The sequence below is a fragment of the Cellulomonas jepli genome (assembly GCF_047229345.1).
In the GTDB taxonomy this organism is placed as follows: domain Bacteria; phylum Actinomycetota; class Actinomycetes; order Actinomycetales; family Cellulomonadaceae; genus Cellulomonas_A.
This window is the reverse complement of record NZ_JBFTER010000052.1, coordinates 16264-31582: the sequence shown is the minus strand read 5'-3', so window position 1 is coordinate 31582 and position 15319 is coordinate 16264. Positions and strand designations below refer to the sequence as shown.

Annotated in this window: 16 protein-coding genes; 8 read left to right on the top strand and 8 right to left on the bottom strand. The window is 76.2% G+C overall.

The window, feature by feature from the left end:
• The 4 genes from cobA to AB6N24_RS13280 all read left to right on the top strand — a co-directional run.
• The coding region (gene cobA, locus AB6N24_RS13295) for a uroporphyrinogen-III C-methyltransferase (RefSeq protein WP_412869871.1) at positions 1–797 on the top strand (797 nt) is incomplete at its 5' end.
• Positions 798–817: 20 nt separating this feature from the next.
• A complete protein-coding gene (locus AB6N24_RS13290; RefSeq protein ID WP_412869873.1) occupies positions 818–1912 on the top strand; it encodes a uroporphyrinogen-III synthase in 1095 nt (364 codons plus the stop codon).
• A 2-nt stretch (positions 1913–1914) separates the two neighbouring features.
• The gene (locus AB6N24_RS13285; RefSeq protein ID WP_412869870.1) at positions 1915–2631 is read left to right on the top strand and encodes a sirohydrochlorin chelatase; all 717 of its coding nucleotides are present in this window, start codon (positions 1915–1917) and stop codon (positions 2629–2631) included.
• A gap of 121 nt (positions 2632–2752) precedes the next feature.
• Positions 2753–3499, top strand: coding sequence for an alpha/beta fold hydrolase (locus tag AB6N24_RS13280; RefSeq protein WP_412869869.1), 747 nt, complete (start codon positions 2753–2755; stop codon positions 3497–3499).
• Between the two features lie 73 nt (positions 3500–3572).
• Here the strand turns inward: AB6N24_RS13280 and AB6N24_RS13275 are convergent, their stop codons facing one another.
• A complete protein-coding gene (locus AB6N24_RS13275; RefSeq protein WP_183295690.1) occupies positions 3573–4142 on the bottom strand; it encodes an NYN domain-containing protein in 570 nt (189 codons plus the stop codon).
• A gap of 155 nt (positions 4143–4297) precedes the next feature.
• Positions 4298–5188, bottom strand: a complete 891-nt coding sequence (locus tag AB6N24_RS13270; protein ID WP_412869868.1) for an FKBP-type peptidyl-prolyl cis-trans isomerase — start codon at positions 5186–5188, stop codon at positions 4298–4300.
• A gap of 309 nt (positions 5189–5497) precedes the next feature.
• Between AB6N24_RS13270 and AB6N24_RS13265 the strand changes: the two genes are divergently transcribed.
• Complete coding sequence (locus AB6N24_RS13265) at positions 5498–6004, top strand: flavodoxin domain-containing protein (RefSeq protein ID WP_412869867.1); 507 nt, start codon at positions 5498–5500, stop codon at positions 6002–6004.
• 4 nt (positions 6005–6008) lie between these two features.
• Here the strand turns inward: AB6N24_RS13265 and AB6N24_RS13260 are convergent, their stop codons facing one another.
• Complete coding sequence (locus tag AB6N24_RS13260) at positions 6009–6914, bottom strand: serine/threonine-protein kinase (protein ID WP_412869866.1); 906 nt, start codon at positions 6912–6914, stop codon at positions 6009–6011.
• A 221-nt stretch (positions 6915–7135) separates the two neighbouring features.
• On the opposite strand from AB6N24_RS13260, the gene AB6N24_RS13255 reads away from it, so the two are divergent.
• The 3 genes from AB6N24_RS13255 (at position 7136) to AB6N24_RS13245 (ending at position 9699) form a co-directional block, all read left to right on the top strand.
• On the top strand, positions 7136–8344 hold the full coding sequence (locus AB6N24_RS13255) for a ferrochelatase (RefSeq protein ID WP_412869865.1): 1209 nt from the start codon (positions 7136–7138) through the stop codon (positions 8342–8344).
• Entirely contained in the window at positions 8341–9150 is an 810-nt protein-coding gene (gene hemQ / locus AB6N24_RS13250) for a hydrogen peroxide-dependent heme synthase (protein ID WP_412869864.1), read from the top strand. Before AB6N24_RS13255 ends, hemQ begins: the two co-directional genes overlap by 4 nt.
• 69 nt (positions 9151–9219) lie before the next feature.
• The gene (locus AB6N24_RS13245) at positions 9220–9699 is read left to right on the top strand and encodes an META domain-containing protein (protein WP_412869863.1); all 480 of its coding nucleotides are present in this window, start codon (positions 9220–9222) and stop codon (positions 9697–9699) included.
• Positions 9700–9814: 115 nt separating this feature from the next.
• Here the strand turns inward: AB6N24_RS13245 and AB6N24_RS13240 are convergent, their stop codons facing one another.
• The 5 genes from AB6N24_RS13240 to AB6N24_RS13220 form a co-directional block, all read right to left on the bottom strand.
• Positions 9815–10876, bottom strand: coding sequence for an LLM class flavin-dependent oxidoreductase (locus AB6N24_RS13240; RefSeq protein WP_412869862.1), 1062 nt, complete (start codon positions 10874–10876; stop codon positions 9815–9817).
• Positions 10877–10959: 83 nt separating this feature from the next.
• The gene (locus AB6N24_RS13235) at positions 10960–12303 is read right to left on the bottom strand and encodes a Glu/Leu/Phe/Val family dehydrogenase (RefSeq protein ID WP_412869861.1); all 1344 of its coding nucleotides are present in this window, start codon (positions 12301–12303) and stop codon (positions 10960–10962) included.
• A gap of 106 nt (positions 12304–12409) precedes the next feature.
• Positions 12410–13495 (bottom strand): M15 family metallopeptidase, encoded by a 1086-nt coding sequence (locus AB6N24_RS13230; protein ID WP_412869860.1) that lies wholly within the window; start codon positions 13493–13495, stop codon positions 12410–12412.
• The gene (locus AB6N24_RS13225; RefSeq protein WP_412869859.1) at positions 13492–14283 is read right to left on the bottom strand and encodes an aldo/keto reductase; all 792 of its coding nucleotides are present in this window, start codon (positions 14281–14283) and stop codon (positions 13492–13494) included. The genes AB6N24_RS13230 and AB6N24_RS13225 overlap by 4 nt, the downstream gene beginning before the upstream one ends.
• A 125-nt stretch (positions 14284–14408) precedes the next feature.
• Complete coding sequence (locus tag AB6N24_RS13220) at positions 14409–15203, bottom strand: helix-turn-helix domain-containing protein (protein WP_412869858.1); 795 nt, start codon at positions 15201–15203, stop codon at positions 14409–14411.
• Between the last annotated feature and the right edge of the window lie 116 nt (positions 15204–15319).

The window sequence follows — 15319 nt, the reverse complement described above, 5'->3', positions numbered from 1 at the left end:
AGACCGTGCCGAGCCGCGCGCGCAGCGTCGCGAGCTCCTCGGTGAGCCGCTCGGGCAGGTGCGTGCCGAACCGGGCGCGCCAGGCGCTCGCCGAGGCGGACGTCGTCGTGACCGACCGCCTCGGGCCGACCGCCGTGCTCGACGAGCTGCCCGCGGACGTCGAGGTCATCGACGTCGGCAAGACCCCCGGCAACCACGCCGTCCCGCAGCACGAGATCAACCGGATCCTCGTCGAGCGGGCCCAGCGCGGCGAGCTCGTCGTCCGCCTCAAGGGCGGCGACCCGTTCGTCTACGGGCGCGGCGGCGAGGAGGTGCTCGCGTGCCGCGAGGCGGGGGTGCCCGTGACCGTCGTCCCCGGCGTGAGCAGCGCGTTCGCCGTGCCGGCCGCGGCCGGCATCCCGCTCACGCACCGCGGCACGGTGGGCTCGGTGCAGGTCGTCAACGGGCACGACGGGCTCTCGCGCGCCGCGCTCGCCGGGCTGTGCGACGCGTCGCTGACCCTCGTGGTGCTCATGGGCGTGAGCGTGCTCGGCGAGCTCGTCGCGACCGCGCTCGGCGCCGGCACCGACCCGGCGACGCCGGTCGCGATCATCGAGAGCGGCACGCTCGACGCCCAGCGCGTGACCCGGGCCCCGCTCGACGGGATCGTCGCCGCAGCCCGCGAGGCCGGCGTGCGTGCACCCGCCGTCATCGTCGTCGGCGCGGTCGCCGCCGACGGCCTCCTCGTGCCCCCGCCGCCGCCGGACGACGGGCCCGACACACGACCGACATCCGGCCAGGACACAATGACCTCGTGAGCGACCACATCGACCAGACCATGGCCGGGGTCGTCGTGCTCGTGACCGCGGACCGCCGGTCGGCCGAGCTCGGCGCGGCCCTCGCGCGCCGCGGCGCGGCGATCCGGCACGCCCCGGCGCTCAGCATGGTCCCCAACCAGGACGACGCCGCGCTCGTCGCGGGCACGCGTGCGCTCATCGCCGACCCGCCCGACGTCGTCGTCGTCACGACCGGCATCGGCTTCCGCGGCTGGATCGAGGCGGCCGACGCCGTCGGCATCGCCGACCAGCTCACCGCCGTGCTCCGGAACGCCCGCATCGTCGCGCGCGGGCCCAAGGCGCGCGGCGCCATCCAGGCCGCGGGGCTCCAGGCCGACTGGGTCGCCGAGTCCGAGACGAGCGCCGAGATCGCCCAGGTGCTGCTCGACGAGGGCGTCGCCGGGCTCAAGGTCGCCGTGCAGCACCACGGTGCGGGGGCTGACGGGCTCGACCGCGCGTTCGAGGTCGCGGGCGCGCAGGTCCGCAGCCTCGTCGTCTACCGCTGGGGGCCGCCGCCCGACCCCGAGGCGCTCGCGGCGTCCGTGCGGGCGGTCGCCGCCGGGGAGATCGACGCGGTCGTGTTCACGTCGGCGCCGGGCGCGGCCGCGTGGCTCGCCGCGGCGGAGGAGGCCGGTGTCCTGCCGACGCTCGTGCGGCTCGCCGGGCGCGGGCAGGTCGTCACCGCGGCGGTCGGCCCTGTGACGGCGAAGCCGCTCGTCGAGCGCGGGATCACCCCGATCGTCCCGGACCGCGGGCGGCTCGGGTCGCTCGTGCGCACGCTCGTCGCGCACTACGGCGGGCTGCAGACGCTCGACACCGTCGCGGGCCCGCTCCAGGTGCACCGCGGCGCCGCGGTGCTCGACGGCCGGGTGCTGCCGCTCTCGCCGTCGGGCCTCGAGGTGCTGCGGCTGCTCGCCGCGGCGCGCGGGGCCGTCGTCCCGCGCTCCGACCTGCTCTCCGTGCTGCCGGGTGACTCGCAGGACCCGCACGCCGCCGAGGTCGCCGTCGCGCGGCTCCGGGAGGCGACCGGCAGCAAGGCCCTGATCCGCACGGTGGTCAAGCGCGGCTACCGGCTCGAGCTCGTGAGCGAGGGATGACGATGACGCACACGCCGCCGCCGGTGCTCGTGGGGTGCTCGCACGGCACCGACAGCGTGGCCGGCCGGGCCGCGATCCGCTCGATCCTCGACGCGATCCGGCGGCAGCGCCCCGACCTCGACGTGCGTGAGGCGTTCGTCGACGTGCAGCAGCCCGAGGTCCCCGACGTGGTCGCGGGCGCGGTCGAGCCCGACGGCTCCACCGCCGTGGTCGTGCCGCTGCTGCTCTCGGTGGGCTTCCACGTGCGCGTCGACATCGCGCAGTCCGTCGAGGGGCACCCGGCCGCCGCCGCGGCACCGCTCGGCCCGGACCCGCGCCTGGTCGACCTCCTCGCGGACCGGCTCGCGGAGGCGGGGCTGCGCGAGGACGACGCCGTCGTGCTGGCCGCGGCCGGCTCGACCGACCCCGCGGCCGCGGTGGCCGTCGAGGCGATCGGCTCGGGGCTCGCGGGACGGCTCGGTCGCGACGTGCACATCGGCTACGGCGCGGGCGCGACGCCCCGCGTCCCGGAGGCCGTCGCTACGGCGCGGGCCACCGGGGCCCCGCGCGTGGTCGTCGCCGCGTACCTGCTCGCGCCGGGCTTCTTCCACGACCGGGTGCTCGAGGCCGGCGGCGACGTCGTCAGCCCGCCGCTCGCGCCCGACGACCGGCTCGCCGCGATTGCGCTCGACCGGTACGCGGCGGCGTGCGCGCGGCTCGAGGTTCCGGCCGCGCACTGAGGCGGCCCGGACGTCTCCGCCTCCGCGCACAGGGACCGTGCCTCTGCCCCTTCGGTCAGGACGGCCGCCGGGAGACGCGTGCACCGTTGACCGGACGGCCGTCGGGCCCTAGAACGGCCGCATGCCCCTGTCCCGGACGGCCCGCCACGTCGCCGCGCTCGTCGTGCTGCCGCTCGCGGCCCTCCTGGGAGCGTGCGGGGGAGGCGACGGCGGCCCCGAGGCGGAGCCCACGGCCGACGCCGCGCCCACCGGCCCGCGCGAGATCGACACCCCCGACTGCGTGCCCTCCGACGCACGCGCCGTCGCCACCGGCCCGGAGGACGAGCCCGTCGTCGTCGTGACCCTCGGCGAGGGCGCGGACGGCCTGGTCTTCGCCCCGCAGTCGGGCGACACGTACTGCGAGTGGGCACCGACGCTCGAGGCGTACGCGGCGCAGGGCTACACCGTGGCGTCGTTCGCGTGGTCCCGCGACGCCGCGGCCTCGCTCCGCAGCGCGGTCGAGGTGCTGGTCGACGAGGGCGTCACCGCCTACGCGCTCGTCGGGTCCTCGGTCGGCGCTGCGATGTCCACGGCGCTCGCCGACGACCTCGACCCGCCGCCCGCGGGCGTGCTCGCGCTGAGCCCGGCCGCGGTGTCCGACGCGGGCTCGGCCGCCTCCGCCGACTCGGCGTACACGGGCCCGCTCCTCGTGATCGGCAGCGCGGCGGACAACGCGACCGCGGCCCGCAGGGTCGCGCGGTCCGAGGACCCCACGACCTACCTCGAGGTCCCGGGCGGTGCGCACGGGCTCGCGATCCTCGCGACCGGCTCCGGGCCGATGGTCGAGGAGCGCATGAGCGAGTTCCTCGCGGGCGTCTTCGCGGACTGACCGGGCCGGTGACCGCCGGCCGGGGTGCGCCGCGGACGACGCCCTGGCGGGGCGGCGTCCGCGGGTCCCGGCGTCAGAGGTAGCGCAGCGGGTCGAACTCGTCGAGCGGGATGATCCGCAGGCGCGGGAGCTGGACGTTGAACGCCTTGACGTCCGTCTCGAGGTCGAACACCTCGAGCCCGCGGTCGGCGAGCTGCGCGAGCGCCGAGCTCGTGAACTCGCGGAACGCGAGCAGGCCGACGTGGCGGTCGGTGCCGAGCAGGGCCTCGATCTCGGGGGTGAAGTCGCCGTCGTGGCTCGCGAGGAGCACGTCACCGGGCCGGTCGGCGAGCGCCGTCAGCGTGCGCTTGATGCCGATGTCGACGACCTTCTCGTAGCTCTCGCCGGCGAGGGGGATCGGCTGGAACCCGATCGCGACGAGGGCCTGCACGAAGGACATCGGCATGGTGCCGTTCGACGCGTTGAGGAAGAACAGCCCCTTCGCGTTGCCGCCCCACGCGCGCTGCGCGAAGTCGAGCACCCGCTCCCAGCGCGGACGCTGCTCGGGGGTCGGGCGACCGCTGAGGATCGACGAGCCGAGGGTGGCGTCGATGTTCTCCCCGTCGACCAGGACGTAGGTGGTGCGCGGCGCCGGCGTCTCCATCGGCCCAGCGTACGGCCGTCGTGCCGCGGGCGGGCGGGTCGCGGCGGGTCCCGGTGGGTCCGGGAAGGGAGCGCACGGACCTCGGGCCCCGCGCCGGACGCACGAGGGCCCGGCACGCCGTGGCGTACCGGGCCCTCGCGCGAGCTGCGTGCGTGCTACGACTGGTCGACCAGGTCGATCACGACCGCGATGGCCGGGCTGGCCTCGGCCGACGGGATCTGCAGCAGGACCCGGCTGCCGAGGGGCACCCCGACCAGGCCGGCGAACGTCGGCTCGTCCGGGGAGACGGGGAACGCCTGCGGCGTCCCGTCCTGCCACGAGCTGCCGATGCTCGAGCCCGCCCAGTCGACGCCCGAGTACTGGGCGATGAGCTGACCCTCGGCGACGGGCTCGCCCGTGCCCTCGGCGAGCACCGTCGTGACGACCTCGGTCGGCTCGGCGGACCCGGCCGGCACGGTCACGGTCGCCTCGCTGCCGAGCTCGCCCGTGACCTGCGGCGCGACCGAGGCGGCAGCGGCGGCGTCCGGCTCGGCGTCCGCCTGGGCGCTCGAGTCGGCGCCGTAGCTGTTCAGCACGTCGACCACGAAGACGATGGTGTCGGTGCCCTCGATGCCCGCCTGCTCGTTGCCCTCCTCGCCGTAGCCCTCCTCGGGCGGCAGCGAGAGCAGCACGCGGCTGCCCACCTTGACGCCCTCGAGGCCGTTGGCCCAGCCCGGGACGAGCTGGCTCAGGGGGATGGTGAGCGGCGTGGGCTCGGCCTCGCCCTTGGCGTCGTAGGAGTTGTCGAACACCTCGCCGCCCCAGACCTGGCCCAGGTAGTCGGCGACGATGAGGTCGGTCTTGGCGACCTCCGGTCCGTCGCCCTCGGAGAGGACGTCGGTCGTGAGCTCGGCGGGCGGCTCGGCGTCGGGGAAGGTGATCTCGGGCTTGTCGCCGAACTCACCGCTCACGGTCGGCAGCGAGCTCTCGGGCTCGCTCGCGCCGCACCCGGCGAGGACGAGGGCGGCAGCGAGGACGGTGCTCGCGAGGACGGGGCGACGGCGCACGTGACGGCTCCAGGTCGAGGGCTCCCGAGGCCGGTGTGCGCACGAGAGGGCCGCCCCGGCGCCGATCGACGCCGTACGGCCGAACCCAGCATGCCTCCTCGGACGTTCGGGACGAAACGGTGGTCCGGCGACCGGTCGTGGGTCACAGGTCCCGGGGGACCTCCGACCCACGACGCGGCGGGGGTGCGCGCGCACGATGGGGTGCAGGGCGACGAGCGGCGCACGGTCCTCCCGGATCGCGCGGACGACCGCCGAGCGCCCCGACGCACGCACGCGCACCGGAACCGGCGGCAGACAGAGGTGAGAGCAGTGAAGATCCTGGTCACAGCGGCATCCCGGCACGGCGCGACGCAGGAGATCGGCGCCGTCCTGGCACGAGCGCTCGTCGAGGCGGGGCACGAGGTCGACGAGCGCTCCCCGGCGGAGGTCGCGAGCCTCGAGGGGTACGACGCCGTGGTCCTCGGCTCCGCCGTGTACACCGCGCACTGGATCCCCGAGGCCCGGGACCTCGCGGTGCGGCTGCGCGACCAGCTGCGCGAGCGGCCCGTCTGGCTCTTCTCGTCGGGCCTCGCCACGCAGCCCGCCGCCTCCGCGAACTCCCCGCACGAGGTCGCCCGCCTGCGCGAGGACGTCGGCGCCGTGGCGCACCGCAGCTTCGCGGGCCGGCTCGACCGCAGCGTGCTGTCGTTCACCGAGCGCACCATCATCGCCGGAGCGCGCGCCCGGGAGGGCGACCACCGCGACCTCGACGCGGTCCGCCGCTGGGGTCAGCAGATCGCGGCCGAGCTCGCGGCCCACGCGCTCCCGGTGGCCTGAGCGCTCAGCCGAGCCGCGCCGCGACGCGGTCCCACAGCGCGGGGCGCCGCAGGCGGCGCAGGCGCTCGGCGACCTCCGTCGTGCTGGGCCGCATCGTCGGGTCGCTCGCGGTCATCTCCTGCAGGAGCGAGCACCACGTCGGGCCGAGCGAGTCGGGCACCTCGGGGGACTCGAGCAGGCGCGCGAGCGAGCTCGACAGCGCCTCGCCCGGGTACGCGCGCTCGCCGGTGAGGCACTCGAGCAGCACGAGCCCGAGCGAGTAGACGTCCGACGTGGCGCCGAGCGGGCGCCCGAGCGCCTGCTCCGGGCTGAGGTAGCTCGCCGTCCCGAGCGTGCGGCCCGCGGAGGTGTCCCCGGACGTGGGGCCGCCCAGCGCCTGCGCGATCCCGAAGTCGGCGAGCTTCGTGGCCGTCGCCGGTGCCTCGGCGTCGCCGGACAGCACCGGCTCGTGCGCGAGCAGGATGTTCGCGGGCTTGAGGTCGCGGTGCACCACCCCGGCCGCGTGCGCGTGCCCGAGCGCCTCCGCGAGCTGGCGGCCGATGTCCGCGACCTCGACCGGGTCGATCGGGCCGGCGTCCAGCCGCTCGCGCAGCGTCACGCCGTCGACGAGCTCCATGACCAGGTACGCGAGCGGCTCGCCCTCCGGGCCCTGGTCGGCGCCCACGTCGAGCAACGCCACGAGGCCGGGGTGGGAGAGGCTCGCGAGCACCCGGGCCTCGCCCGCGTACCGGCCGATGTCCCGTGCGGGGACACCCTCGAGCGAGAAGACCTTGAGCGCGACGGGGCGGCGCAGGCGCACGTCGGTCGCGGCGAAGACGGTGCCCATGCCGCCGTGGCCGAGCGTGCCGTCGATGCGGTAGCGACGGCCCAGGGCATGGCCCACGAGCGCGTCGAGGCGGGTCGGGTCCACGCGGCTTGCTCCCTCGTCCGGTGTGCGCTGCTGCCTGGTGCGTACGCCCCGGAACGCGCCCCACGTCCCGGGATCCCCTCCAGCACGGTAGGAGGTCGCAGGCCCGTGTGCATCCCGGCGACCGGGTGGAAACGCGGATCTGACAGCCCGTCGCGACAACGTCACCGCGGGCCGGCCCGCCGTCACCGGGCCGCTCCGCCGGGCGGTGGGATGATCCTCTGGTGGCTTCCTCGACCCTGAACCCCACCTCGCTCGCGCCGTACGACGGCCTGCTGCTGTTCTCCTTCGGCGGCCCGAACGGACCCGACGACGTCCTGCCGTTCCTGCGCAACGTCACGCGCGGGAAGAACATCCCCGACGCGCGCCTCGCCGAGGTCGGCGAGCACTACGCGCACTTCGGGGGACGCAGCCCGATCAACGAGCAGAACCTCGCGCTGCTCGCCGCGCTCCGGGACGAGCTCGCGCGCCGGGGCATCGACGTCCCGGTCGCGTGGGGCAACCGCAACTGGGAGCCGTACACCGACGAGGGCCTGACGAAGCTGCGCGACGGCGGGTCGACGCGGGTGCTCGCGATCGTCACGAGCGCGTACGGCTCGTACTCCGGCTGCCGCCAGTACCGCGAGAACCTCGCGACGACGCTGCGCGGCCTGGGGGCCACGACACCGACGGGGGACGACGGCAGCGCGGGCCTCGTGGTCGACAAGCTCCGTCACTACTTCCACACCCCGGGCTTCGTGCGGGCCAACGCCGACGCCGTCGTCGAGGCGTACACCACGCTCGCGGAGCAGACCGGCGCGACGACCGCCGAGATGGCCGCGACCGCGCCGCTCGTCTTCGTCACGCACTCCATCCCGGACACGATGGAGGAGGCGTCCGGCGCCCAGCGTCCCAGCTACCGGACGCAGCACCTCGACGTCGGCGCCGTCGTGGCGGCCGAGGTCGGGCAGCGGCTCGGCCACGACGTGGACTGGACGCTCGCGTTCTGCTCCCGCTCCGGCCCGCCGAGCCAGCCCTGGCTCGAGCCGGACGTGAACGACCTGCTCACCGAGCGTGCCGCGCAGGGCATGCGCGCGGTCGTGCTCTCGCCGATCGGGTTCATCTCCGACCACATGGAGGTCGCGTTCGACCTCGACACCGAGGCGCTCGAGACGGCCGGCGAGCTCGGCGTCACGGCCGTGCGCGCGGACACGGTCGGGGTGCGCGCCGCGTTCGTGGAGGGGCTCGTGGACCTCGTCGTCGAGCGCGCGGCCGCGGAGCGCGGCGAGGACGTCGAGCGTCTCGTGGTCGGCGGGCTCGACCCGTGGCCCGACGTGTGCCGGCCGGGGTGCTGCCGACTGCGCGCCGGCGAGGACAACGGGGTGCCCGCGGCGTGCGGGTCGGACCCCGTCGACGGCACGACCACCCCGCAGACCGCAGGAGAGCAGCGATGAGCGCAGGACCCACGACACCGGCCGCCGGCACGCCGGACCCTGAGCCGCGCGCGGCGCACGGGCACGGGCACGGGCACCACGAGGGCGGGCACGCCCCCGAGGTCGCCGAGGCCGTCAACGGGGCGATCCGGTACGCGATGTTCTCCGTCTTCGCGCTCGAGCAGCCCCTGCCCGAGGACCACGACGAGCGCACGCTCCTCGTCGCCGAGGCCGAGGCGGCCGTCCGCGGCGAGGGCCCGACCCCCGCGATCGGTGACCTCGTGGTGCGCGGCTGGTACGACGTCGCCGGCCTGCGCGCCGACGCCGACCTCATGGTCTGGTGGCACGGCGACTCCGTAGAGGCCGTGCAGGGCGCCTACCAGCGCTTCCGTGCGAGCGCGCTCGGCCGCCACCTGCTGCCCGTGTGGTCGGTCGTCGCGCTGCACCGGCCCGCCGAGTTCAACCGCGGGCACGTGCCGGCCTTCCTCGCGGGCGAGGACCCGCGCGACTACCTGTGCGTGTACCCGTTCGTGCGCTCGTACGAGTGGTACGTGCTGCCCGACGACGAGCGCCGCGAGATGCTGATCGAGCACGGGCGCGCGGCCAAGGACTACGCCGACGTGCGCGCCAACACCCTCGCCGCGTTCGCGCTCGGGGACTACGAGTGGATCCTCGCGTTCGAGGCCGACGAGCTGCACCGGATCGTCGACCTGATGCGCGAGCTCCGTGCGACGCAGGCCCGCCGGCACGTGCGCGAGGAGGTGCCGTTCTACACCGGCCCGCGCGTGCTGCTCGCCGACTGGGCGGAGCGCCAGCCGCGCGAGTGAGCCGACCGCGCGCCGGACGGGTGCGCCGAGGGTCCTGACGGCGCCGGGGCGGCGTGCCATGATCGGCACGTGACCGGAGCCGTGCACCTGACCGCAGCGCCGTGGCAGTTCGTCGACGTCGCGGGGGAGCCTCTCGGCGACGTCCCGGAGCGCTCGCGCCCGGCGCTCACCTTCGAGTCCGACGGGCAGGTGTACGGGACGGGCGGGGTCAACCGCCTGCGCTCGACGTACCGGCTCGAGGACGGCGTCCTGCGCTTCGGGACGGTCGTGAGCACGCGCATGGCCGGCACGCCCGAGCACACGCAGCGCGAGGAGGCCGTGCTCGCGCTGCTGGCCGGGGACGTCCGGGTCCGTGCGGAGCACGCGGCGGCAGGGGCCGGCACGGGCTCCGCCGCCGCGCACGACGGGGCCGGCGACACGGCCGCTGTCGAGGGCGTCGTGCTGGTGCTGTCCGACCCTCAGGGCCGCGAGTCGCGGCTCGTGCCCGTCACCCGCGTCCCGGACGCGCCGCACCCGCCCGCCGAGCCGGAGCCCGGCGTCCCGCGCTGAGGCGTGCCCGGGACGCCCGGGCCGGGCCTGGGCGAGCCCGGGGCTGCGGCGCGGGGGCCGTCCCGCTCTCGCGGACGCGGAAGGTCTCCCGGGCGCCCGGCCCCCGGACCGCGCGTCAGCGAGCCGCCGGCTCCCCGGCCCGCACGTCCGCCTCGGCCCACAGCGGCGCGATCGCCTCGAGCGTCGCGATCCGTGTCGCCACGTCGTGGGTCGTCGCCGTGAGGAGCAGCTCGTCGGCGCCCGTGCGCGCGACCAGGCCGGCGAGCTCGGCGACGGCACGCTCGGGCGTCGTCGCGATCTGCGTCCCGGGCAGCTGCGCGAGGAGGTCCGCGGTGCCCGGGTCGAGGTCGGCGAGCATCCGCTGCGCGTCCTCGGGCGTCACGATCGGCGCGAGCGGCCGGGGGCTGCGCAGGCTCAGGGCCATGACACGGCTCGGTCCGGCGAGGTAGCGGGCCTCCTCCTCGGTGTCGGCCACGATCACCGACGCGGACACCATGAGGCGCGGCTGCGCGAGCACCGACGACGGCCGGAACGTGCTGCGGTACGCCGCGGCGGCCTGGTGGGTCCGGCCGGTCGAGAAGTGGTGCGCGTAGCTGAACGGCAGCCCGAGCTCGGCCGCGAGCTGCGCGCTGAACAGGCTCGACCCGAGCAGCCACGCCTCGGGGGCCGACGTGGGCGCGGGCGTCGCGGTGAGCCGCGCGGCGCGTGCGGACGGCGGGTGGCCCTCGGGGCCGCTGCCGAGGAGCGCGAGCACGTCGACGAGCTCGAGGGGGAAGTCCTCGGCACCCAGGCCCTCGACGGTGCGGCGCAGCGCTGCCGCGGTGCGCGGGTCCGCGCCCGGCGCGCGGCCGATGCCCAGGTCGATGCGCCCGGGGTGCAGCGCCTCGAGCATCGCGAACTGCTCGGCGACGACGAGCGCCGGGTGGTTGGGCAGCATGACCCCGCCCGAGCCGACCCGGATGCGCTCCGTGGCCGCCGCGAGGTGCGCGAGCAGCACGGCGGGCGACGTCGACGCGACGGCCGGCATCGCGTGGTGCTCGGCGACCCAGAACCGGGCGAACCCGAGAGCGTCGGCGCGCCGGGCGAGCTCGGTGCTCGCGAGCAGCGCGTCGCGCGAGGACGCGCCGGCGGCGACGGGGGACAGGTCGAGGACGGAGAGCGGGATCGAGGAGGTCACCTCGGGGCAACACGGGGACGGCGCGGACGCTTCCCGCGGGCGGCCCGGACGTGGCTCACGTCACGGCCGCCCGCGGGCGCACGTCAGGGGTACAGCCCCCGGATCTGGTGCGCCTCGGCGACGCGGCGCACGCCGATCGTGAGCGCGGCGTCCCGCAGCGACAGACCTTCGGCGCGCGCGGTGCGCGCCACGGCCTCGTACGCGCTGACCATGCGGCCCTCGAGGCGCTCCTCGATCTCGCGCTCGGTCCACCAGTACGCCTGGTTCGCCTGGACCCACTCGAAGTAGGACACGACGACGCCGCCGGCGTTCGCGAGGATGTCGGGCACGACGATCACGCCGCGCTCGGCGAGCAGCTCGTCGCCGCGCTGCGTCGTCGGGCCGTTGGCCGCCTCGACGACCCAGCGGGCCTTGACCGACGGGGCCGTCCGGGCGTCGAGCACGCCCTCCACGGCGGCGGGCACGAGCACGTCGACGTCGAGGGCCAGGAGGGAGGTGTTGTCGATCGGCTCGGCGTCCTCGAACCCGGTGACCGAGCCGGTCGCCGCGACGTGCGCGAGGAGAGCCGGGACGTCCAGGCCGCTCGGGTCGTGCACGCCGCCGTACTCGTCGCTGACCGCGACGACGCGCGCGCCGCCCTCGGCGAAGAACCGGGTCGCGTGCGAGCCGACCTTGCCGAAGCCCTGGATCGCGACCGTGACCTCGTCCATCCCGACCCCGGCCTCGGCGAGCGCCGCGCGTGCCGCGTGCACGACCCCGCGCGACGTCGCGGTCGCCCGCCCGAGCGACCCGCCGACCGCGAGCGGCTTGCCCGTGGTGACCGCCGGGATCGTGTACCCGCGGTTGACCGAGTACGTGTCCATGACCCACGCCATCGTGCGCTCGTCGGTCCCGATGTCGGGCGCCATGATGTCCCGCTCCGGGCCGATCATCGGCATGATCTCGCTCGTGTAGCGCCGGGTGACGCGCTCGAGCTCGGCCGACGAGTACCGCCGGGGGTCGATCGTCACGCCACCCTTGGCGCCCCCGTACGGCAGCTCGACGACCGCGCACTTCCAGGTCATCAGCATCGCGAGCGCACGGACCTCGTCCGGGTCGACGCTCGCGGCGTACCGCAGGCCGCCCTTGCCGGGCCCGCGCGAGATGTTGTGCTGGACGCGGTAGCCGGAGAACAGCTCGGTCGTGCCGTCGTCGCGCCGCAGCGGGATCGCGACCGTGATCTCGCGGCGCGGGGTCGCGAGCATCTGGTGCAGGCCGTCGTCGTAGCCGAGGATGTCGACGGCCTTCGCGAGCTGCGCGCGGGCGGTCTCGAGCGGCCGCGTGCGGGCCGGCGCGTCGTCGGTCGGGGTGCTCGGGACGGCCGTGGGGGAGCCCGGGGTCGCCGGGGAGTCCTGGCCGGTGGACGTCGACGGGTGGGTGTCCGTCATGGTCGGGTGCCTCCTGGGTGCAGGGGTCGCGACGTGGCGCGACGGGTCCGTCGCACCACGCCCCACCATGCCACCCGGCGTGCGCGTTCGCCGGGGGTCCGCGCCGTCAGCTCGTGCGCCCGGGGCCGTACTCGAAGTGCCAGTACTCGGGGTAGGCGGCGTCGGCGCGCACGCGCGCAGGGGCGTACCAGCCGTACGTCGGGCCGTTCGCGACGAGCCACTCGTAGCGGGGCGTCCCGAAGCCGTACACGTCGGGCCACTCCTGGACGTCGAGGGCCGTGCCGAGGCCGTGGCTCGACGTGCCCGGCCTCGCGGCGATCGGCCCGAGGGCCTGCTTCATCGCGACCTGGTCCGCGTACGAGCGGTAGGTGAGGTCCATCGCGATCGACTCGCCGAAGGTCGCGCGGAAGGCCGCCTCGAGCCTCGTGAGCGCCTCCGCGGCGTCGCAGCGCAGGTACTGCGCGTAGCCGAGCTGGTCGGTGCCCCACGGGATCCGGCACATCGCCGACATCGGCATGTTGCCGTTCGACCCGTCGCCGTCCGCCGTCGGGACGGACGTGACCCACAGGACGTTGCCCGCGGCGTCGGTCGGTCGGCCGCCGGTGGCCGGTGCCGGCTCCTCCGCAGGGGCGGCGGGGGCCGCGGGGGCCGCCGGGCGTGCCGTCGCCGTCGGGGCGGTGCGAGCCGGAGCCTTCGCCGTGGCCGCCTCCCACTCGGTCTGCGCCGCCGCGACCGCCGCGCTCGCGGCGTCGACCGCGTCCGCAGCAGCGAGGAGCACCGCGCTCGTCATCGTGCCCTGCGCGGCGGCCGCCACCTGACCGCGCAGACCGTCGAGCGCCGACTGGAGCGCGACGCGGACGGCGTCGTCGGCGACCTTGCCCGCGGACGCGTCGAGCACCGCCTGGGCGGCGGCCTCGCGCGGCGCGACCGAGGCGAGCGTCGCCGCGAGCTCCCGCGCCTGCGCCTGACCCTGCCGGGCCGCGTGCACCGCGCCCGCCTCCCGCACGGCGCTCTCCCGGGCGGCCTGCGCGGCCACCTGGGCGGCCGCGACCGCGCGAGCCTCGTCGGCGCGCGCAGCCGCGGCACGGTCGGCACGCACCTGCGTCACGCCGAGCGCGACGAGGAGCGCGACGACCACCACGCCCAGGGCGATCACGAGCGGACGCCGTCGGCCGCCCAGGGTCGGGATCATCGGTCGGCGGTCGCCCCGAGCCCGTCGATGCGCGCGACCTCGTCCGGCGTCAGGCTGAAGCCCAGCACGTCGAGGTTCGTCGCGAGCCGCTGCCGGTTCGTCGACTTCGGGATCACCACGACCTCGTGCTCGAGGTGCCAGCGCAGCACGACCTGCGCGGGGGTGACGCCGTGCGCCTCGGCGATCGCGACGAGCGTCGGGTCCTCGAGGCTCGTGCGCTTGAACGGGCTGTACCCCTCGACGCGCACCCCGCGCTCGGCGTGGGCGGCCAGCAGCTCCGCGTCGAAGTCCGACGGGCTCCACGGGATCTGGTTGATCGCGGGGGCCTCGCCGGTCGCGGCGATGAGCTCGTCGATCTGCGCGATCGAGTAGTTGGACACGCCGATCGCGCGGGTCAGGCCCTCGTCGCGCGCGGCGATGAACGCCTCCCACGTGGACGGGGTCGCCTCGCCGTTCGGGGGCCAGTGCACGAGCCACAGGTCGAGGTGGTCGGTGCCGAGCTCGGCGAGCGACTCCATGAGCGTCTGGCGCTCCCGGCCCGCGTGGTCGGGCGGCAGCTTGGTCGTCACGAAGACGTCGTCGCGGTCGTTGCCGCGGGTCGCGAGCGCCCGGCCGACCTGCGCCTGGTTGCCGTAGCCGGTCGCGGTGTCGATGTGGCGGTAGCCGAGCTCGAGCGCCGCGACGACCGCGAGCTCGGCCTCGGACCCCTCGGACTGCCAGGTCCCGAGGCCGAGGAGCGGGATGTCGGCGCCCTTCAGGGCGAGGGTGGGCATGTGTGCCGTCGTCATCGGTCCATGATGGGCCAGCGTCCGCGGCGGGTCGACCGCAGCGCCGGGTGCGCGGCGCCGGCCGGGGCCCGGGCCGGGGTCACGGTGCGTGCCCGACGACGTCCCCGCTGCTCGACGTGGGGCGGTCACGCGCCCGGCGGTGCCGACGGCGAGCGGCGGCGGAACTGCGCGGGCGTCTCCCCGGTGAGGCGCCCGAACGTCCGGGTGAACGCCGCCTGGTCGTAGAACCCCGCGCGTGCGGCGACGTCGGCGAGCGGGACGTCCGTCGTGGTCAGCAGGCCGGCGGCGTGGTCGATGCGCGCGCGCAGCACGAACTGCTGCGGCGAGAGGCCGAAGACCCGGCGCATGCGGCGCTCCAGGGTCGACGGCGAGCAGCCGGCGGCCCGGGCGAGGTCCGCGACCGCGACGGGCTCCGTGAGCCGCTCCTCGACGAGCGCGACGACGCGCGAGAGCGACCGGACCGCGACGTCGCCGGTGTCGGCGGTGCGGAGGTCCTGCGAGATGCTCACGAGCCCGACGACCTCGCCGCCGTCACGCACCGGGAGCTTCGACGTGACGTACCAGCCCGGCTCGCCGCCCGGGCGGCGCACGAGCTCGAGCAGGTGCCGCAGCGCCCGTCCCGTGCCCAGCACGTGCGCGTCCTGCGCGGCGTAGTGCTGCGCGAGCTCCGGGATGAACAGGTCCTCGGCGCGCCGGCCCAGCACCGCGCGGCGGGAGCGCTCGCTCGTGCGGGCCACGAAGACCGGGTTGACCGCGGCGTAGCGGCCGTCGGTGTCCTTGGCGCAGAACATCGTCCCGGACAGCTCGTCCATGAGCGCGAGCATCGCGGGGCTCAGCGCGTCGAGCAGGCGGCGGCTCCGCGGCGTCGGGCCCGGTGCCGGGGCGGCGGTCGGTCGGGGGCGGTCCGGTGCGGCGGTCATGGCTCTCCGGAGGCTACAAGCGTGGCGCCCGCCCCGTCGCACGGGGTGGCGACGGGCTCGGAGCCGTCGCGGTCCGGCAGGGCGCGGAGCCGCAGGTCACGGCCCCTGCCGCCCCG

Excerpts from the sequence above, each read along its gene's own strand:
- AB6N24_RS13290 (WP_412869873.1), top strand. The coding sequence starts at position 818 with ATGGCCGGGGTCGTCGTGCTCGTGACCGCGGACCGCCGGTCGGCCGAG.
- AB6N24_RS13285 (WP_412869870.1), top strand. The coding sequence starts at position 1,915 with ATGACGCACACGCCGCCGCCGGTGCTCGTGGGGTGCTCGCACGGCACC.
- AB6N24_RS13280 (WP_412869869.1), top strand. The coding sequence starts at position 2,753 with ATGCCCCTGTCCCGGACGGCCCGCCACGTCGCCGCGCTCGTCGTGCTG.
- AB6N24_RS13275 (WP_183295690.1), bottom strand. The coding sequence starts at position 4,142 with ATGGAGACGCCGGCGCCGCGCACCACCTACGTCCTGGTCGACGGGGAG.
- hemQ (WP_412869864.1), top strand. The coding sequence starts at position 8,341 with ATGAGCGCAGGACCCACGACACCGGCCGCCGGCACGCCGGACCCTGAG.
- AB6N24_RS13235 (WP_412869861.1), bottom strand. The coding sequence starts at position 12,303 with ATGACGGACACCCACCCGTCGACGTCCACCGGCCAGGACTCCCCGGCG.
- AB6N24_RS13230 (WP_412869860.1), bottom strand. The coding sequence starts at position 13,495 with ATGATCCCGACCCTGGGCGGCCGACGGCGTCCGCTCGTGATCGCCCTG.
- AB6N24_RS13225 (WP_412869859.1), bottom strand. The coding sequence starts at position 14,283 with ATGACGACGGCACACATGCCCACCCTCGCCCTGAAGGGCGCCGACATC.
- AB6N24_RS13220 (WP_412869858.1), bottom strand. The coding sequence starts at position 15,203 with ATGACCGCCGCACCGGACCGCCCCCGACCGACCGCCGCCCCGGCACCG.